This is a genomic window from Bradyrhizobium sp. MI1.3 (assembly GCF_055811695.1).
Map to the genome: position 1 here is coordinate 1 of NZ_JBVVPQ010000113.1, position 16,474 is coordinate 16,474.

Genomic DNA, 16,474 nt, shown 5'->3' on the forward strand with positions numbered 1-16,474 from the left:
TTCGCGCCGATGTGGCCCACGTCCACCGCCGTCCGGCCCGCGTTCGTGACGATCGCGATACGCCCCTCTTCCTTGGGTCGGAGTGAGAAAATTCCTAACAAAAATCCGAATTCTAATAAAGAGAAATATTTTGTCGCCGGTCCGTTGACCCCGGATTTGGGTGTTTCGTCTGAGACGACGCAAGAGATTGTGGCCGGAGCGGTCAATCCGGCGCGGTCGGCACCGGCGTATTCTGCGCGACCGCCTTAGCCGGCGCTGCCGCCGTGGAATTGCGGCCGCCATTGGCCAGGTTGCGGCGAAGCGATGGCGGCGCCGCCTGCAGGGCAAAGATGATCGCGATCTGGGTCCGGTTCTGGAGACGGTATTTGCGCATGATGTTGCCGATATGCGCCCGCACCGTGTTCTCCGAGATTTTGAGCTCGTACGCAATGTTCTTGTTCTGCATTCCGCGTGCGATCAGCATCATCAGGTCCCGCTCGCGTGGCGTTGGTGTGATCGGATGTTTCGAATCCGGACTCATGACTGCTCCTCCGTGGCCTCTGGTCGACGCGAACACCCCAGCATGTTCTCACTCCGTCTTGAGTGCCTCGATCGGACTGAGCTTGGATGCCTTGTGGGCGGGATAAAAACCGAAGATCAGGCCGGTCGCGATCGAGAAGGCGAGGGCAAGGCCGATCGCCTGGCCATCAATCGAGGTGATCCATCCTGCCATGCGAGCGACCGTCATCGAGAGCGTGACGCCGGCACCGACGCCGATCGCCCCGCCGAGCAGGCAGAGCACGAGCGCCTCGCAGAGAAACTGAAGCCGGATGTCCCGCATCCGCCCGCCAAGCGCGCGGCGGATTCCGATTTCGCGCGTGCGCTCGGTGACCGACACGATCATGACATTCATGATGCTGATGCCGCCAACCAGCAGCGAGACCGAGGCGATGGCGACGAGCAGGAGCGCGACGGTGCGGATCGCTCCCTGCTGCGCTTCCATGGCGGCGGCCGGATCCTGGACCTTGAAGTCGTCCTCCTGGCCGGCGGGAATACGGTGCCGCTGCCGCAGCAGGTTTTCGATCTCCGTTCGCGCCCCCGCCATCTGTCCGTCCGCAGCCACCTTGGCGATGATGTAGGCGACCGAATCCCGGTTGATGTTGCTTGCGCTGCCGAGGAAGCGCAGCTTGGCGGTGGTGAGCGGCACGAAGGCAACGTCGTCCTGCGCCGGTCCCTTGCGATCGAGGACGCCGACCACTTCGAGCGGCACCTTCATGATCCTGATCTGTGCGCCGATCGGGTCCTCGCCGGGCGCGAACAGCTCATGCGCCACCGTGCTGCCGAGGATCACGACCTTGCCGGCGCCTGCCTCCTCGCTGCCGGAAAAATAGCGCCCGGTCGCAAGCTGCCAGTCGCGCACCATGAAGTGCCCGGTCGTCGTCCCGTTGATCGTCGTGTTCCAGTTCTTGCTCTCGTGAATGACCTGCGCCGTTCCTGCAATCGAACCGGCCGCGGCCTGGATCTCGGGGATCTGCTCGAGAATCGCCTGCACGTCGCTCTCGGTCATGGTCAGCTTGCTGCCATCCTTGAGACGCACGCCGCCCTGGTAGACCGCGCCGGGGTTGATCATCAGCACGTTGGCGCCGATCGAGCGGATCTGCTCCTGCAGGCGAAGCTGCGCGCCGGACCCGATCGCAAACACGGTCACGATGGAGGCAACGCCGATCACGATGCCGAGCATGGTGAGGATGCTGCGCAACGGATTGAGGCGCAAGGCGTGCAACGCGATCTGAAAGCCCTGGAGCATCGTCATGGCGCAGAACTCCGTTTCGGCAGGATCGGAGCCAGCGTTTCGTCAGCAACGAGCGCTCCGTCATGCAGGCGGATCGTGCGCCGGCACTGGGTCGCGATCCCAGGATCATGCGTGATCATCACGATGGTCTGGCCGGTCCGGTTGAGCGCGGCGAACAGGGCCAGTATCTCGGCGCCGGTACGGCTGTCGAGCGCGCCGGTCGGTTCGTCGGCGAGCACGATCAGCGGTGAGGCGATCAGTGCGCGCGCGATCGCGACGCGCTGCTGCTCACCGCCCGAGAGCTGTCGCGGGAAGTGGTGGGCCCGGTGCACCATGCCGACAGCCTCCAGGCTCTGCTCGGCGCGGGCCAGACGCTCCTTGCGGCTGATGCCGCAATAGACCAGCGGCAGCGCGACGTTCTCAATCGCATTGTGGCGCGCGAGCAGATTGTAGGACTGGAATACGAAGCCGATGCTGCGGGCGCGCAGGGACGACCGGTGGTCTTCCGAGAGATCGGCGACGTCGGCTCCCTCGAGATAGAGCGCACCCTCGCTCGGCAGGTCGAGCAGCCCGATCATGTTCATCAGCGTCGATTTTCCCGAGCCGGACGGTCCCATCACCGCGACGATCTCGCCTCGTTCGATGTCGAAGCTGACATTGCGCACCGCAGCCACCGCTACTCCGTCAGCGCGATAGGTCCTGGAAACCGACTGCAGGCTGATGAGGGGCTGGGGGGCCGTCATGATCCGAACCTGATGCCGAGAAACTCCATGCCGGCCGGCCGGATGGCCTGACCCACGGCGACCTGGCTGCCCTCGACGAGGTCTCCGCTCCTGAGCGCGACCTGTTCGGTGCCGGCCGCGCCGACGGTCACGGGAATACGCCGGAGCGAGCCGCTTGCGGTGCGCGCCCACACGCCGCTGCGCGCCGCGGCATCCGGCTGCGTGCCGGAGGGCTGGAAGCGCAACGCGGCAAGCGGCACTTTCAGCACGTCATCCTGCCGCTCGATCACGATCTTCACCAGGGCCGTCATGCCGGGCAGCAACGCGCCGTCGAGATTGGAGGTCGCCAGGACGACGGTGTAGGTCACGACGTGCTGCTGGTTCTGCGGTGCCTTGCGCACCTGCCGCACCACCGCCTCGAAGCGGCGGTCCGGGTAGGCATCCACCGTGAAATGGGCGCGCTGGTCGGGGGCGATGCGCCCGATATCGGCTTCGTCGACCTGGGCGTGAATTTCCATGTCCTCCAGTCGGTGCGCGACCACGAACGTGGTGCGCGATTCCAATCCGACCGCGAGCGTCTGGCCCTCGTTGACGAACCTGCCAACGACGACGCCATCGATCGGCGAGCGGATCACGGTGCGGTCGAGATCGGCCTGGGCGGCAGCGAGAACGGCCGCCTTCTCCGGCACGGCCATGCGTGCCTGCTGCAATTCCGCCTCGATCCGGCGGATATCCGCCTGCGCGCCGTCGACTGAGTAGGCGTTCAGGGACATGAGGACTTCGGCTTCGCGCTCTTGGGCAAGCCTCGCGGTGAACTCCGTCTGGGCGTCATCCACCGCCGTTACCGCCACGACGTTTTGTGACTGTAGAGCCAGCTTGCGCTGCAAGGTCTTCTGCGCCGACGCCTTGACCGCCTGCGCGCTGTCGAGCTTGGCCACGAGGACGTCTCTGCTGCCCCTGGCGTTTTGCAGATCGATCCTGGCGCGGTCGAGCTTGGCCCGCTCGATGTCGACAAAGGAGTTCGCCACCGCCACCGCCGCCCTGGCTTCGTCGACCTTGGCCGCAAAGCTGCGCGGATCGATCAGGGCGAGCGGTTGATCCTTGGTGACGGTGTCGTTGAAATCGACATAGACCCGGGCGAGCTGCCCGGACAACTGGGAACCCACCTCGATCGTCTTGACCGGCTGCAGGGCGCCGGTGACGGTGATGGTCTGCTCGATGCTGCCGCGCTGGATCGAGGCATAGCGGAATACGGGGGCGTCCGATCCGAAGCTCCGTGCGTCCCGCCCGACGGGTTTGAGCAGCCGCTGGGTCGATTCATAGGCGCGGGCCGCCTTCTCCGCGGCGCTCCCGGCCGCGTCGCTGATCACGGCTGGCCGGGCGGCGTAGACCGCGGCGAGGCCACATGCAGTTCCGAGCAAGGCAATAACTGGCACAAATCGCATATCAAAAACCCGCCTCTTGAAATGGCATCGTTGGCGGCAAGGACAAATATCGCGCTATGGTTGTAAACGCGCTATGGTTGTAAATCTCAGAAAAACGCAGTCGATCGTCAGTGTGTCGCCGCTGTAGGGGCGACGGTCGGGCGCGCTTGATGATCCAGAAGTAAAGTCCGCGGGGTGCTGTCTTTCGTGACTTGCCGGAAATGCATACGGAGCGTATCGATATGACGCGCGCGGTATCGAACTCGACAAGCTGACTGAACGTCCCGTCTGTTCTGGCCGAAGCGGCCAGCGCTGGGCGTTCAAGTCGGCACGTGGGTGGCGACGCCATGACGCAGTCGGCGATACCGAAGTTCCGACGCCAGATCGTCGCATTCCCGGTCGTTGCGCTCCCGATTGTCGCATTGTCGATATTGCGCCTCGCCATGATGCCGCAGGTCGCGAGGGCGAATCCCCCCAATCACGAAACCCGATATGTGAACGCCTTCACTCGTCTTGAACGGGTGTTGGCCCTAAGACGTCGAAGCGGCGGATCGGAGCGACTCGCTCGATCCCCGCGAATTCATCCAAGCACCTTGATCTCGCTTGCAAGAAGAATGGATGGCTCGTTGCTTGTTCATCGAGCCCCAAGCCGGGGAGCCCGTTGCCATGAGTTCAGGTCAAGCTACAGTTTATATTATTGACGACGAAATTCAGATTCGAACTGCGATTGGAAATCTCTGCGAGGAGACCGGGCACCAGGTGAAATTGTTTGCGTCGACCGACGAGTTTCTCGGGGAGAGTATTTCCGGCGGACCTTCATGCCTCGTGCTCGACGTCCGCTTTCCCGGCACGGCGCCGACCGGCCTCGAGCTTCAGCGCCGGCTCGCCGAGACCGGCGTGCTCATCCCGATCGTCTTCATCAGCGGCCATTCCGACGTCCGCGTCTCGGTTGAGGCCATGAAGCGCGGCGCAGTCGAGTTTCTTCCAAAACCCTTTCGCGAGCAGGAGATCCTCGACGCGATCAGGCATGGCATCGAGCGCGACCGCAGGCGGCTCGAACGCGAAGATAGCGTGCGCGAAGCTCGCCAGCGCGTCGAGACGCTGACGGCGAGGGAGCGCGAGATCATGCTGTTGATGGCGGAAGGTCTCGTCGCCAAGCAGATCGCAGCGAGACTCGGGGTGAGCGAAGTGACGGCCAAGGTCCATCGCACCAGGATGATGCGAAAGCTGGAGCTTCGTTCGCCGATCGAGGTGGTGCGGTTGGTCGACAGCATGGGACGCGAAGAAGAGACGTCACGAACCGGCACGGGACAACCGTACAGCTAGTGCCGCGGGCACCAAGGCGCCGCGCAACGTCTAGTCCGTACCGATTAGCATGAACTGCAGTCTGTCGCACGCAGCACGATCGGTTCAAAGTCTGTCCTGCGATGTCGGCCTCCTCCAAGACGGCATCCGAACCCAGTCAGAGATCTTAGCCAGAAAGGATATTCCATGCGCAAATTGTTTTTTGCTTCCGTTGCCGTGCTCGCCCTGTCCTCCGCCGCGCAGGCCGCCAACACTTCGACCACCGTGCAAGTGGGCGCCGTGAACGGTTCCAGCGTCTCGCAGCAGGGCCTCACCAACGACACCTCGTCGACCAGCCAGCTCGGCATCATCAACAGTGCGACCACGATGCAGGGCACCAGCGCGGTCTCGCTCAACAACGGCAGCACGGTGAACCAGATCGGCGTGCAGAACTCGGCGACGACCGGCCAGGTGGCGTTGGGCAACAACGGCAGCGCGATCACCCAGAACTCGTTCGGGCCTGCCGCGCTCCAGAACAACGCCGCCGCCGTCGGACAGCTCAGCGTGTTCGGCATCAACGGCAGCACCGTCTCGCAGACGGCGCACTAAGCCAGCCCCGTTTGGCCGGACGCGTCAACTGCGGCGCGTCCGTGCCATCCTTGAAAGCACCGCCTCGGGCGGGACGACTCGGTAAGAGCTTGTCCGCCGACTTTCGCGGAGGAAATGTCATGCATCAAAAATATCTCGTTGCCACGATCGTCGCGTTCAGCCTGCTGACCGCCGTCGATGCCCAGGCCGGCAACTCGGCCAGCGTGCTGCAATTCGGCACCACCAACAACTCCTTCATCTCGCAGAGTGGCGGCACCAACAACAGCGCCACCACGATGCAATTCGGCGCCACCAATACTGCGACCACGTTGCAGATGGGTTCGCTCCTGACCGTCAACACCTCGGTAATCGGGCAGGGCGGCACCACCGCGACGGCGTCCAACACCGCGTTACTCGGCCAGGCCGGTGGCTCCAATTCGAGCCTGATCGGCCAGATCGGCGCGAACAACGCGGCGGCGGTCGGACAGCTCGGAATTCTGAACGGCTCGACCATTTTGCAGCAGACTCCTTGATCGCAAATCTTTTTCGATAGCGAGGCATGTCATGAGGCATTTTTCAGGCGCCGCCTGTGGCGCATTTCTCACCTTGTGTTGCGTGGGCGCCGGCTCGGCCGGTGCCCAGACCGCCGACATCAAGACCATCGTGTCGCTCGGCGGCCCGCCGGTCGTGCTGAACCAGAACAGCCAGCTCAACATGGCCGGCGTGTTCATGATCGGCGGCAGCACCAGCGCGACCGTCACTCAGAACGGGACGAACAACGCGACCGGAATCCTGCAATTCGGCGGGACGACGTCGGCATCGGTCGGGCAGGCGGGCGTGAATAACATCGCGTTCGTCGGCCAGGCCGGCCAGTCCACCAGCAGTTTCCTGTCCCAGTTCGGTGCGTTCAACTCGGCGACTGTTGTCCAGAATAGCCATTGAGCCGGCGCGGCCTCGTCGTCAGAAATGGAATGGGGGCAAGCGATGAAATGCGCTAGGCTACTCCTGGCATTGGCGGCATTGTTCGCCGTCAGCGTCGCGTCCGAGGCATCCGCCGGATCCGTCCAGCGCGGCGTGACAAACCGGAACGTAAGCATCGAAACGATCGTGCAATTCGGCAACGATGTCCAGCCGGTCACGATCGAAGAGAACAGCCGCATCAATATTGCGCGTGTCATCCAGATCGGTGGTACGGGAACAGTCGATGCGACGATCATCCAGAACGGCACGCGCAATTATGTCGATGTGATCCAGGTGGGTGGCACCACCAATGTGGCGATCGGCCAGTCGGGCGTGAGCAATATTGCCGACATCACTCAGGTCGGCAATTCCACCAACGCCCTCCTGCTCCAGATCGGAGATATGAACACGGGAACGGTGCGACAATTCGGGCGCTTCAACTGGCTGTCGATATTTCAGTTCAGCCGGTGATCGCGAAGGTGAGGTGCAACATGAGGTTCATCGTACTTGCAGCAGGAATGAGCATCATGACGGCGATGACAGCCGGGCCGGCCGGAGCTGGCGAGTCGGGTGACGGCCATACCACAATTGTTCAGGACGAGAATGGCACGTCCGTCATCACCCAGAGCGGCGATCCGGCGCAGGCCGAGGTCAAGATCGAGAAGGAGCCTGGGCGCACGACGGTCTATCGCCGCAGCGGCGGCAACACCGCCATCGTGTCGCAGGGCACCGGAAATCCGCAGGATATGCTGGACTGGCTGCGCAAGCAGCAGGGCCGCTGACGCACGAAGGCCCATCGTCCGTGATGGACGATGGGCCACGTCGTGAGCGAGCGCTACCAGCTGCGATAGACGCCGGTCACGGTGCCGTTGTTGTTGCCCTCCGGGCCGACATCGCCCTGCGTCGAGCTCGGCGCCGGGTGGTTGGTGCCGTTGAGCGCACCGTAAGGTCCGGCGACATCCGGATAGTACGCGCGTGGCTGAACCGGTTGGTAAGCGGGAGCGGTGCGGTCCCATCCCGCGCGCGGTCCGTTCCAATCATAGCCCTGGGCCGAGGCGGCCGCCGTGCCCGCGACGAGCGAAGCCGTGATCAGGCAGAGGAGTTTCGATTTGTTCTGCATTGGAGATGCTCCTTGCTGGTGTCGGGAGCCAACGACCGCAGTGCGGGAGCGTTCCGGGTGTCTTCGGCCGAAGCGATCAACTCCGATCAACTGGTTATGAAGTCCGCTTTTCCCGGAACACCTGCCACATCAGTCGGAATTCCCGGGCGTCTTGCCGCAGTCTGTTCCCTGTTAATCCCGTGCCTTAACCAATAATTAATTATACGTTTGCGGGTGGGCGACAGCCCGGCCTAGCGTGTCGCGGGGAGCCGCTATCCGCGAAGCCAAACGAGTTGGTGCGTATCATGATGTCCAGATCATTTGGGGCGTTGCTCGCCTCGCTCAGCGCAGCCGCGCTGCTCCTTGCCCCCAGCGACAGTTTTGCCAGGCCCGGTGGCGCCGTCGCACATGCCGCCACGCCTTCCGGTCCGGCGGTGCGTCCGCCGATTGCGCCGGGCGCCAGGTTCCGTGGCCGCAACACGCCCTGGGTCTACTGGCCGGGCGGCGGCGGGTTCTACTATGACAATGCAGGCTACGGTCAGCCTTTCGCCGAGACCGCCCAGCCCGTCTCCAGCGACGTGCGCTACACCTATACGTACGACGTTCCCTGGGATTGGACGCATCGCTTCCCGCCAAACGTGGTGCCGTCCGACCGGCCCTACGTGCCGAGCTGTCCGACGGAGCAGGTGACTGTGCCCGGCCGCGGCGGCGGCGAGCACACCGTCAACATCATGCGTTGCTACTGAGCAGCGCGTTCGGCTCAGCTAGCCCAGCTCAAAACTGGTCACGCCGAAGACGCGGTCGATCCGCAGCGGCGCGATTGGCCCTGTGTACATCCGCGCCGTCTCGAACACCGGCTTCAGCCCGAGCTGTTCCGCGAGCGCAATCGCCTCGCGATTGACGGCGGGGACGTCGAGGAAGATTTCGCCGCCGTTTGCGCTCGCCAGCAGGGCCTGCACGATCGCGTCCGCCGCCGCGCGGTCGTCGGCGACGAGCGGGCCGATCTTACGGCCGGCCCGGCACGGCCGGATCACGCCCCATGCGGCGAGCTTGCCGTCGCGCAGCAACGCGCGACCGACATGTCCTGAGGTACCGATCCAGGCACGCAGGAAGGCGCCGCGCCGAGCCGGGAACACCGTGGCATCGTCGGCTTCAACGAACGCAAACGGGATCGTGTCGAGCGCAACGACATCGGCGGGCGGCCTCGGTGGCGCGGCGACGAAGCCGCCATAGCGGACATTGGCGTAGGCAAGCTGGAAGCCGGACTTTCTGTAATTGTCCTGCTGCGCCACCACGCCGTCGAGGCCGATCACGCGAGCGCCCGCATGCGCGATCGCCGCGTTCCAGATGCGCAAGCCGTGGCCTCTGTCGCGAAAACCCGATCGCACGATGTAGAATCCGAGAAATGCAAAGCGATCGTCGTAGTTGACGCAGGAGACGGTCGCGACCGGCTCGCCGTCGATCTCGCCGACAAAGAAGCCCTTCGCGTCCGGGATCGTGAAACAGTTCGCGTCGGAGAGGCCCGGATTCCAGCCCTCCGCCGCGGCCCACTCGACGGCGATGGCGATCTCCTCGGGGCGCAAATTGCGGATCTGCAAATCGCTCATCTTTCAGGTCGCTTTCGACGGTGGACCTTCCGGCTGGTCCGGCGGTAGAAGGCCTCATGATAGGCCGAGCCCGCGGCTCGCCTCCACGATATCATAGAGGATGATCGGTCATGGCAGCAGAGATGGCAGCAGAGAAGGTCGCACTCGTGACCGCCGGCGGCAGCGGCATGGGGGCAGGGGCCGCGCGCCGGCTCGCAGCCGACGGCTTTCGCGTCGCCATCCTGTCTTCTTCCGGCAAGGGCGAGGCGCTGGCAGCCGAGCTCGGCGGGTTAGGGATCACCGGCTCCAACAAATCGAACGACGATCTGAAGCGGCTGGTTGACGGGGCGATGACCAAATGGGGACGCATCGACGTGCTCGTCAACAGCGCGGGCCATGGGCCCCGGGCGGCGATCACGGAGATCACCGACGAGCAGTGGCACACCGGCCTCGACACCTATCTGCTCAACGTGATCCGTCCGATCCGGCTGGTGATGCCGATCATGCAGACGCAGAAGGCCGGCGCCATCATCAACATCTCGACCGCCTGGGCATTCGAGCCGAGTGCGATGTTTCCGACCTCGGCGGTGTTCCGCGCCGGCCTCGCCGCCTTCACGAAGATCTTCACCGACACCCATGCCGCCGACAACATTCGCATGAACAACGTGCTGCCGGGCTGGATCGACAGCCTGCCGCAGTTAGATGCGCGCCGCGACAGCGTGCCGATGCGGCGCTACGGCAAGGTCGAGGAGATCGCCGCGACGATCTCGTTCCTGGCGTCCGACGGCGCGGCCTACATCACCGGCCAGAACATCCGCGTCGACGGCGGACTGACGCGTTCGGTCTGAGACGCGGGGATTCGAATCGCGTTTCGCGCCCTTGTCGCGATGCGACGCGGACGTGCGTCGTGCGCCGCGGATGAGTGGCTCCTCGGTCACACCTGTCCCGCGTTCGCGTGCCGCACGGCTCACACTACGTCACAGTCCCTATGAACTTCGCCGCAGCCCAAGACGGCGAGGAACCGGCAGCCTATGCCCGATCTGCGCCGGACAACTTCCGCCCGCGCGCATTCGAAACGCGAGATCAATCGCGTGAGGCAAGGAGACTGGAATGAAGAAGTTTTTGCTGGCGGCTGCCGCGGTTGTCTTGGGCTCCGCATCCTTGCAGGCTGCCGACCTCGCGGCGCACTACACCAAGGCGCCGATGATGGCGACGGCCTATAACTGGACCGGCTTTTACGTCGGCGGCAATGTCGGCGGACAATGGGGCAGCGCCGATCCGGCCACCTCGACTGCGTTCGATCCCGCCGCCTATTTCGCGAGCTCCAGTGTTTCCGCGATTGCGGCAGTCGGCGCCCAGCGCGTCAACAGCTCCAGCGTCACGGGCGGTTTTACCGCCGGCTACAACTGGCAACTCAATAACGCCGTGCTCGGCCTCGAAGGCGACATCAACTATTTCGGCTTCAAGGGCAGCGCGACGGGTTCGGCGCTCTATCCCTGCTGCGCCCCGACCGGCTTCACCGTGTCCTCGCAGGTCTCGGCCGACTGGCTCGCCACGATCCGCGGCCGCATCGGCTTCCTCGCGGCTCCGACCTGGCTGCTTTATGCCACCGGCGGCGCGGCCATCGCCGAGGTGAAGGGCAATTTCAACTTCACCGACACGTTCGCCGCGGCAACGGAGTCGGCTGCTATCCGCGACACACGCCTCGGCTGGACCGCGGGCGTCGGCACCGAATACGCCGTCGGCGGCGGTTGGTCGCTTAAGGCCGAATATCTCTACGTCGATCTTGGACGCAGCACCGTGACCAGCACCAATCTGCTTGGCGGCGCATTTCCGACCAACGTCTTCACCCACTCGGTCGATCTCAAGTCGAACATCGTGCGCGTCGGCGTGAACTACAAATTCGGCGGACCGGTCGTCGCCAGATACTGAGCATCCCGTTCCGTCCCTGGCGTGGAAAGCCCCGGCTCAGTCGGGGCTTTCTGTTTCCTAGGCGGGTTTAGTGCGATGCTACCAGATGCGCCAACGCCGGCAGGATCCTGTAGCGCGCGATCTCGTGGGGATATTCGCCCCGATTGGCGAGCAGCACGATCCCGATCCGCTGTGCCGGCACGAGGCCGATATAGCCGGAAGCGTTGTTGAGCCCACCCGGTTTGTCGACGACGGCGACCCCTGGAAGGCGCACCGTCTCCCAGGCCATTCCCTGTCCGAACGTCTCGTCGACCCGGAAGATCTCGTGCTGCGTCATCCGCAATGCCTCGCGCAACTGCGGATCGATCGACCGCCCGTCGACGCAGGCAGCAACGAATGTCGCGAGGTCCCGCGGCGAGGAAAACATCTGGCCCGTGCCGGGAAAATCAAAATAACTCTGCTGGTTGCCGATGGGGCCGATCGCCATGCCCTGATCCGAGTAGCCCTGGACCGCGCGCTGCATCCAGGCCGCGTCCATGACGGCACGGCTGTCTTCGCCGCGTTCGGGCACGGAGGTCGCATTCATGCCGATCGGCTTGAGGATACGTTGTTCGAGCAGGGTCGCGATCGGAGCGCCGTAACAGCGCTCGAGCACGAGCTGAAGCAGTACATAGCCGGCGTGGCTGTAGACGCGCTGCTTGCCCGGCACCTCGCTGGCTTGCGGTCGCCAGCTGTTGAACATGTCGATGAGCTGCGCGCGGGAAAACGTGTCGCTCGGCCAGGGCGGATGGTCGGTCGGCAGCAGCATGCCTGAGGTGTGCGTCACGAGCTCGCCAACGGTGACGCGGCGGACATAGTCGCCGGTGAGCTCCGGGAGATATTTCGCCAGACGATCGTCGAGCCGCAGCTCGCCGCGGAGGGTGCCGAGCGCGACCAGCGTCGCCTCGAACGGCTTACGCAGGGAACCGAGGTTGAACAGCGTATCCGGCGTGACCGGCCTTTGCGTGGCGTCGTCGGCAAAGCCGTAGTTGAAGAACTCGACATGGCTGCCGGCATAAAGCGCGGCGGCGAGACCGCCCGGCTGGTCCGGTGTTGCGGTCGGCGCCAGCTCGTTCGCGACGATGTCGCGCATCTGCGCGATCATGTCGGAATCCGCGGCGGCGCCGCGCGGCCAGGCAAGCGCGAGCGGAACGAGCGCAGCCCGGGCCAGGGCCCGTCGGGTGAGATACGATGAGGTGACAACAGACGGCACGGCTCTGGCGCAGGATTCGATGCGCCCCCGGTCTCTTGTAGCGGGAAGGACCGTGCCTCCCTATTCACGATTGCGCGTGGTGGGTTCCGCGCGAATGGTTCGTAGCCTGGATGGAGCGAAGCGCAATCCGGGTTATCGCCTCACGGAGAGATTCCTGGATTACGCTTCGCTCCACCCAGGTTACCCGTCGGCAAAATTTAACTTAGCTAATTGGCTAACAATTATTGACGCCGGATGGCGGCAGCCCTATAGTTAGCTCCATGGCTAACCAATTATCCCGACTCGATCAGGTTTTCGCGGCCCTTGCCGATCCCACCCGGCGGGCGATCGTGATGCGGCTCTGCGCCGGCGAGGCGTCGGTCGGCGAGCTTGCCGATCCCTTCGAGATGGCGCTGCCGAGCTTCATGAAACACATCCACGTGCTGGAGACGAGCGGGCTCGTCCTGTCGGAGAAATCCGGCCGCGTGCGCACCTGCCGCCTCAGTCCTGACGCACTCCTCACTGCGGAAGACTGGTTCCAGCACCAGCGTGCGATCTGGGAGGCGCGGCTCGATCGCTTCGAAGCCTATGTGATGAAGCTGAAGAAAGAGCGGACGGCTGCCAAGCGGCCGTCCAAGACAAGTAACAAGACGATCAAACGGAAAGGTTCCTGATGATGACGAATTCTGCGAATCCCGCTTTGTCGCAATGGTCGCTCGACCGCGAGATCGTGATGTCGCGCGTGATCGACGCGCCGCGCGATCTGGTGTTCGAGGCCTGGTCTGACCCCAAGCATTTGCCGCAATGGTTCGGGCCGAAGGATTTCAAGCTCGAGACCTTCGAGATCGACGTGCGGGTTGGCGGCGTCTGGCGCTTCAACATGATCGGCCCGGACGGTACGGTCTACCCGAACCGCATGCGCTTCCGCCGCATCGAACGGCCGTCGCTGATGGAGATGGACCATGGCGCCGACCAGGACGACGATCCCGGCCTGTTCCGTTTCACCATCACTTTCGCCGAACAGAGCAATGGCAAGACGGTTCTGATGATGCGGCAGCTGGCGTCGAGCACGGTGCAGCGCGACGGTATGATCAGCTTCGGTGCCGTCGAATACGGCTACCAGACGCTCGACAAGCTCGCGGCCTATGTGGGCGGAATGAAGAGGTAGCGCCAACGCTCGTCCGGAGGCTCGACGAGGGCCTCCGGAATATCGCCGCAACGACGAATATGACAGCGCGCAGGTCAATTATGACAGCGCGATAACGAAGTTTTTGTCGCTTGGAACGACGGATTTATGACAGAATTGCTACCTTGGATGTCAAATTTGACTACAGCGGAGCGATTCATGTTGCAGTGGCAGGCGCGGACAAATCCCCTCGCATGGTGGTGGGGGTCCCTGACGCTGGTCAGTGCTGCCAACATTCTCGTCTGGTTCATGCTGTACCGCGAGTTCTACCCGACGCCCGCCGGCAGCCTCAGTGGCGGCTCCGACATCGGGCTGATGTTCCTGCTCTGCGCCGGCTATGTCTTCGGCTGTGCGTTCCGCTCGTTCCTCCCGCGCGCCGACGTGCAGCGGATCTGTCTGTTCGACACCTGGCTCTCCAGCGTCTTCGTCGGCCGCACGGTCGCGACCGTGGCCGAACTGTGCTTCGCCGCGCAATGGGCGGTCATCCTGCATCAACTCGGGACCATGACGGGCGCGGAGACGGTCGTGAACATCGCGTGGGTGATTGTGCCCATCATCATCATCGCGGAGTGCTTCTCCTGGTATGCGGTGGTGACGACCAACTTCCTCTTCAACGCGATCGAGAACTCGCTGTGGGCGGTGACATTCTTCCTCGCGGGCATCGCGCTGTGCCGACTGATGCCGGAATTCCAGGGACCGGTGCGGTGGGCGCTGATTGCCGGCATCATCGGCATCGCCTGCTTCCTGGTCTTCCTCGTCACCGTCGACGTGCCGATGTATCTCAGCCGCTGGCGGGCAGGGCACGAAGAGGGCAACAGGTTGCTCGGCTTCCTCGAAGGCCTGCATGACGTCTCGACGCGCTGGGTCGTGACCCACGACATCGCGCACTGGAAGGGCGAGCTGACCTGGATGTTCCTGTATTTCACCGCCGCCGTGTGGTCGAGCCTCGCGCTCTGTGCGCTCTACGCGATGGAAGGCTATCTCACGCGCTATCTGGCCTGAGCGATCAGGCCTCGCCGAGATCGACCTCCGTCAAGATGCCCTGGCGCAGCGCCAGCCGGACCAGCTCGATGTCGGAGCCGACGCCGAGCTTGTCCTTGATCAGGGAATGCAGGTTCGCCACTGTCTTCGGGCTGACATGGAGCGTCTCGGCGATCTCCTCTGTCGTGTTCTCGGCGAGCAGCAGCCGCAGCACCTCGAACTCGCGCGGCGTGAGGACGTCGGCGGCAGAGCTTTCCCCGGCGAGCCGGCTCAGCGCGAGCTCATGATCGATGTCGGGACTAATCGCGATCTTGCCGGCGAGCACGTCCATCACGGCGCGCACCAGCGTCTCCGGCGGACTGGTCTTGGTGACATAGCCCCTGGCACCGGCGCGGATCGCCTGCACGGCAAAGCCGGCATTTTCATGCATGGTGAAGACGAGGATTCTCGCGCTCTTGTCCCACTGCCTGATGCGCCTGACCGCCTCGATGCCGCCGATGCCGGGCATGCTCAGATCCATGATGACGAGGTCGGGCGCCTCCGATTTGTAGAGACGATAGGCCTCCGCGCCGTCGGCGGCTTCGGCGATGACGCGAAGTCCCGGCTGCTTCTGCAGCACGGAGCGATAGCCTTCGCGGACGACGGAATGATCGTCGACCAGCAGAATGGTCGCATCGGCCGCGCTCATGCGGCATGCTCCAGCGGCGGCCGATCGGCGGCTGCGAGCGGAATGACCACGCGCAGTGCGGAGCCGCCGTTCGGCGCGGCCTCGAAGCTCAATTGGCCGCGCAAGGCCGCGACGCGCTCGCGCATGCCGAGCAGGCCCATTCCGGATTTCGCGACGGGATCGCTCGCGCGTCCATCATCGTCGATTGCCAGCGCGATCTCGCTGGCCCCCATCGTCAATTCCAGGCTGACCCGCGTGGCGACGGCATGCTTGGCGGCATTGGTGAGCGCCTCCTGCACGATCCGGTAGAGGCTGGCGCTGATCGTGGCCGGCAGGGTCTCGAATGCGCCGTCGAACCGGATCGAGAAGCGCGTCTCGCCGCGGCTGCGTCCGTTCCAGCCCGCGACGAGGCCTTCGAGGCTGGCGACGAGCCCGAGTTCCTCGACATCGGGCGGCCGCAGCCGGAACAGCGTGCCGCGCAACGTCTCCATCATGCCGGTTGCGGTCCGCGCGATGCCGTCGCATTCGCCAAGCAGGGAAGGGCAGTCCTGCGCGGCGGTCTGCCGGGCGGAGGAGGCGAGCGCGCGGATGGCCGCGAGCGACTGGCCGAACTCGTCATGCAACTCGCGCGCGAGATGGCGGCGCTCTTCGTCCTGGAGCGCGATCAGCTTCCGCGTCAGCTCGCTGCGTTCGGCAAGCGCGGTCTCGAGGCTTTCGGCGAGATGGTTGAAGCCGTCGCGGATCGCGGAGAGTTCGGCAAGGTCGAACGGCGGCAACCGCGTGGTGAGGTCGTTGGCGGCAATCCGCTCGAGGCCGGTGCGGATCATGCGGGTGGGGCGCAGCGCGCGTGCCAATGCGGCGTAGACCAGCGCGCAGAGCAGCGGCAGCGCGATTGCCAGCGCCAGCATCAGGCGGCCGGCCTCGTGCCAGGCCTCCGCGGTCTGCACGGCCGGCTCGACCGAGACGACGGCGTCGCCGAGCTTCGCTCCGCGCACGATCACAGGCCGTGCGGCTTCGCGGCCAGGGTCGAACAAGCTGCGATAGAAGGCCGTGAAAGCTTGCGG

21 protein-coding genes and 1 pseudogene are annotated in these 16,474 nt (G+C 64.4%); 12 read left to right on the top strand and 10 right to left on the bottom strand.

Features of this window, described 5'->3' with window-relative positions; all coding sequences use genetic code 11:
- The 5 genes and pseudogenes from AC0L3A_RS37990 to AC0L3A_RS38010 form a co-directional block, all read right to left on the bottom strand.
- Positions 1-206, bottom strand: a pseudogene (locus AC0L3A_RS37990) (hypothetical protein); the annotation flags it as partial.
- On the bottom strand, positions 203-520 hold the full coding sequence (locus AC0L3A_RS37995; protein WP_035994724.1) for a response regulator transcription factor: 318 nt from the start codon (positions 518-520) through the stop codon (positions 203-205). The pseudogene AC0L3A_RS37990 and the gene AC0L3A_RS37995, both read right to left, overlap by 4 nt.
- A 48-nt stretch (positions 521-568) precedes the next feature.
- Positions 569-1,792, bottom strand: coding sequence for an ABC transporter permease (locus tag AC0L3A_RS38000; protein ID WP_106944263.1), 1,224 nt, complete (start codon positions 1,790-1,792; stop codon positions 569-571).
- Positions 1,789-2,514, bottom strand: a complete 726-nt coding sequence (locus AC0L3A_RS38005; RefSeq protein WP_354128528.1) for an ABC transporter ATP-binding protein — start codon at positions 2,512-2,514, stop codon at positions 1,789-1,791. Before AC0L3A_RS38005 ends, AC0L3A_RS38000 begins: the two co-directional genes overlap by 4 nt.
- A complete protein-coding gene (locus AC0L3A_RS38010; RefSeq protein WP_007603121.1) occupies positions 2,511-3,938 on the bottom strand; it encodes an efflux RND transporter periplasmic adaptor subunit in 1,428 nt (475 codons plus the stop codon). Before AC0L3A_RS38010 ends, AC0L3A_RS38005 begins: the two co-directional genes overlap by 4 nt.
- Before the next feature lie 645 nt (positions 3,939-4,583).
- Here AC0L3A_RS38010 and AC0L3A_RS38015 point away from each other — a divergent pair.
- The 6 genes from AC0L3A_RS38015 (at position 4,584) to AC0L3A_RS38040 (ending at position 7,531) form a co-directional block, all read left to right on the top strand.
- Positions 4,584-5,243, top strand: coding sequence for a response regulator transcription factor (locus AC0L3A_RS38015; protein ID WP_219684014.1), 660 nt, complete (start codon positions 4,584-4,586; stop codon positions 5,241-5,243).
- Between the two features lie 165 nt (positions 5,244-5,408).
- Positions 5,409-5,810, top strand: a complete 402-nt coding sequence (locus tag AC0L3A_RS38020; RefSeq protein WP_007603123.1) for a hypothetical protein — start codon at positions 5,409-5,411, stop codon at positions 5,808-5,810.
- Positions 5,811-5,929: 119 nt separating this feature from the next.
- Positions 5,930-6,322, top strand: a complete 393-nt coding sequence (locus AC0L3A_RS38025) for a curlin (protein ID WP_035994727.1) — start codon at positions 5,930-5,932, stop codon at positions 6,320-6,322.
- 31 nt (positions 6,323-6,353) lie between these two features.
- Positions 6,354-6,731, top strand: a complete 378-nt coding sequence (locus AC0L3A_RS38030) for a curlin (RefSeq protein WP_035994730.1) — start codon at positions 6,354-6,356, stop codon at positions 6,729-6,731.
- 69 nt (positions 6,732-6,800) lie between these two features.
- The gene (locus AC0L3A_RS38035) at positions 6,801-7,220 is read left to right on the top strand and encodes a curlin (RefSeq protein WP_283843468.1); all 420 of its coding nucleotides are present in this window, start codon (positions 6,801-6,803) and stop codon (positions 7,218-7,220) included.
- A 20-nt stretch (positions 7,221-7,240) separates the two neighbouring features.
- Positions 7,241-7,531 (top strand): hypothetical protein, encoded by a 291-nt coding sequence (locus AC0L3A_RS38040; RefSeq protein WP_007603124.1) that lies wholly within the window; start codon positions 7,241-7,243, stop codon positions 7,529-7,531.
- 53 nt (positions 7,532-7,584) lie between these two features.
- Here AC0L3A_RS38040 and AC0L3A_RS38045 read toward each other — a convergent pair whose 3' ends face one another.
- The gene (locus tag AC0L3A_RS38045; RefSeq protein ID WP_007603125.1) at positions 7,585-7,869 is read right to left on the bottom strand and encodes a hypothetical protein; all 285 of its coding nucleotides are present in this window, start codon (positions 7,867-7,869) and stop codon (positions 7,585-7,587) included.
- 284 nt (positions 7,870-8,153) lie between these two features.
- Here AC0L3A_RS38045 and AC0L3A_RS38050 point away from each other — a divergent pair, with 284 nt between their 5' ends.
- Positions 8,154-8,594, top strand: coding sequence for a hypothetical protein (locus AC0L3A_RS38050; protein WP_007603127.1), 441 nt, complete (start codon positions 8,154-8,156; stop codon positions 8,592-8,594).
- Positions 8,595-8,612: 18 nt separating this feature from the next.
- On the opposite strand, the gene AC0L3A_RS38055 is transcribed toward AC0L3A_RS38050, so the two are convergent.
- Positions 8,613-9,455 carry a GNAT family N-acetyltransferase gene (locus tag AC0L3A_RS38055; protein ID WP_473256312.1) on the bottom strand — a complete coding sequence of 281 codons (843 nt, stop codon included), beginning with the start codon at positions 9,453-9,455 and terminating at the stop codon, positions 8,613-8,615.
- 122 nt (positions 9,456-9,577) lie between these two features.
- Here AC0L3A_RS38055 and AC0L3A_RS38060 point away from each other — a divergent pair, with 122 nt between their 5' ends.
- Together AC0L3A_RS38060 and AC0L3A_RS38065 are read left to right on the top strand one after the other, a co-directional pair.
- Complete coding sequence (locus AC0L3A_RS38060; protein WP_473256316.1) at positions 9,578-10,282, top strand: SDR family oxidoreductase; 705 nt, start codon at positions 9,578-9,580, stop codon at positions 10,280-10,282.
- Between the two features lie 262 nt (positions 10,283-10,544).
- Complete coding sequence (locus tag AC0L3A_RS38065; RefSeq protein ID WP_473256313.1) at positions 10,545-11,366, top strand: outer membrane protein; 822 nt, start codon at positions 10,545-10,547, stop codon at positions 11,364-11,366.
- 67 nt (positions 11,367-11,433) lie between these two features.
- Here AC0L3A_RS38065 and AC0L3A_RS38070 read toward each other — a convergent pair whose 3' ends face one another.
- Positions 11,434-12,597 (bottom strand): serine hydrolase, encoded by a 1,164-nt coding sequence (locus AC0L3A_RS38070; protein WP_473256314.1) that lies wholly within the window; start codon positions 12,595-12,597, stop codon positions 11,434-11,436.
- Between the two features lie 260 nt (positions 12,598-12,857).
- On the opposite strand from AC0L3A_RS38070, the gene AC0L3A_RS38075 reads away from it, so the two are divergent.
- From AC0L3A_RS38075 to AC0L3A_RS38085, 3 genes are all read left to right on the top strand, one after another.
- Positions 12,858-13,250, top strand: a complete 393-nt coding sequence (locus tag AC0L3A_RS38075; protein WP_007603136.1) for an ArsR/SmtB family transcription factor — start codon at positions 12,858-12,860, stop codon at positions 13,248-13,250.
- A 2-nt stretch (positions 13,251-13,252) separates the two neighbouring features.
- The gene (locus AC0L3A_RS38080) at positions 13,253-13,744 is read left to right on the top strand and encodes an SRPBCC family protein (RefSeq protein ID WP_035995752.1); all 492 of its coding nucleotides are present in this window, start codon (positions 13,253-13,255) and stop codon (positions 13,742-13,744) included.
- Positions 13,745-13,921: 177 nt separating this feature from the next.
- Positions 13,922-14,764, top strand: coding sequence for a hypothetical protein (locus AC0L3A_RS38085; RefSeq protein ID WP_354158504.1), 843 nt, complete (start codon positions 13,922-13,924; stop codon positions 14,762-14,764).
- 4 nt (positions 14,765-14,768) lie between these two features.
- Here AC0L3A_RS38085 and AC0L3A_RS38090 read toward each other — a convergent pair whose 3' ends face one another.
- A complete protein-coding gene (locus AC0L3A_RS38090; protein ID WP_007603140.1) occupies positions 14,769-15,431 on the bottom strand; it encodes a response regulator in 663 nt (220 codons plus the stop codon).
- Positions 15,428-16,474, bottom strand: a 1,047-nt coding sequence (locus AC0L3A_RS38095; RefSeq protein WP_473256315.1) for a HAMP domain-containing sensor histidine kinase, incomplete at its 5' end; no start/stop codon positions are given. The genes AC0L3A_RS38095 and AC0L3A_RS38090, both read right to left, overlap by 4 nt.

Excerpts from the sequence above, each read along its gene's own strand:
- AC0L3A_RS38050 (WP_007603127.1), top strand. The coding sequence starts at position 8,154 with ATGATGTCCAGATCATTTGGGGCGTTGCTCGCCTCGCTCAGCGCAGCC.
- AC0L3A_RS38010 (WP_007603121.1), bottom strand. The coding sequence starts at position 3,938 with ATGCGATTTGTGCCAGTTATTGCCTTGCTCGGAACTGCATGTGGCCTC.
- AC0L3A_RS38045 (WP_007603125.1), bottom strand. The coding sequence starts at position 7,869 with ATGCAGAACAAATCGAAACTCCTCTGCCTGATCACGGCTTCGCTCGTC.
- AC0L3A_RS38075 (WP_007603136.1), top strand. The coding sequence starts at position 12,858 with ATGGCTAACCAATTATCCCGACTCGATCAGGTTTTCGCGGCCCTTGCC.
- AC0L3A_RS38040 (WP_007603124.1), top strand. The coding sequence starts at position 7,241 with ATGAGGTTCATCGTACTTGCAGCAGGAATGAGCATCATGACGGCGATG.
- AC0L3A_RS38000 (WP_106944263.1), bottom strand. The coding sequence starts at position 1,792 with ATGACGATGCTCCAGGGCTTTCAGATCGCGTTGCACGCCTTGCGCCTC.
- AC0L3A_RS38085 (WP_354158504.1), top strand. The coding sequence starts at position 13,922 with ATGTTGCAGTGGCAGGCGCGGACAAATCCCCTCGCATGGTGGTGGGGG.
- AC0L3A_RS38005 (WP_354128528.1), bottom strand. The coding sequence starts at position 2,514 with ATGACGGCCCCCCAGCCCCTCATCAGCCTGCAGTCGGTTTCCAGGACC.
- AC0L3A_RS38025 (WP_035994727.1), top strand. The coding sequence starts at position 5,930 with ATGCATCAAAAATATCTCGTTGCCACGATCGTCGCGTTCAGCCTGCTG.
- AC0L3A_RS38055 (WP_473256312.1), bottom strand. The coding sequence starts at position 9,455 with ATGAGCGATTTGCAGATCCGCAATTTGCGCCCCGAGGAGATCGCCATC.
- AC0L3A_RS37995 (WP_035994724.1), bottom strand. The coding sequence starts at position 520 with ATGAGTCCGGATTCGAAACATCCGATCACACCAACGCCACGCGAGCGG.
- AC0L3A_RS38030 (WP_035994730.1), top strand. The coding sequence starts at position 6,354 with ATGAGGCATTTTTCAGGCGCCGCCTGTGGCGCATTTCTCACCTTGTGT.
- AC0L3A_RS38015 (WP_219684014.1), top strand. The coding sequence starts at position 4,584 with ATGAGTTCAGGTCAAGCTACAGTTTATATTATTGACGACGAAATTCAG.
- AC0L3A_RS38060 (WP_473256316.1), top strand. The coding sequence starts at position 9,578 with ATGGCAGCAGAGAAGGTCGCACTCGTGACCGCCGGCGGCAGCGGCATG.
- AC0L3A_RS38065 (WP_473256313.1), top strand. The coding sequence starts at position 10,545 with ATGAAGAAGTTTTTGCTGGCGGCTGCCGCGGTTGTCTTGGGCTCCGCA.
- AC0L3A_RS38020 (WP_007603123.1), top strand. The coding sequence starts at position 5,409 with ATGCGCAAATTGTTTTTTGCTTCCGTTGCCGTGCTCGCCCTGTCCTCC.
- AC0L3A_RS38080 (WP_035995752.1), top strand. The coding sequence starts at position 13,253 with ATGACGAATTCTGCGAATCCCGCTTTGTCGCAATGGTCGCTCGACCGC.
- AC0L3A_RS38090 (WP_007603140.1), bottom strand. The coding sequence starts at position 15,431 with ATGAGCGCGGCCGATGCGACCATTCTGCTGGTCGACGATCATTCCGTC.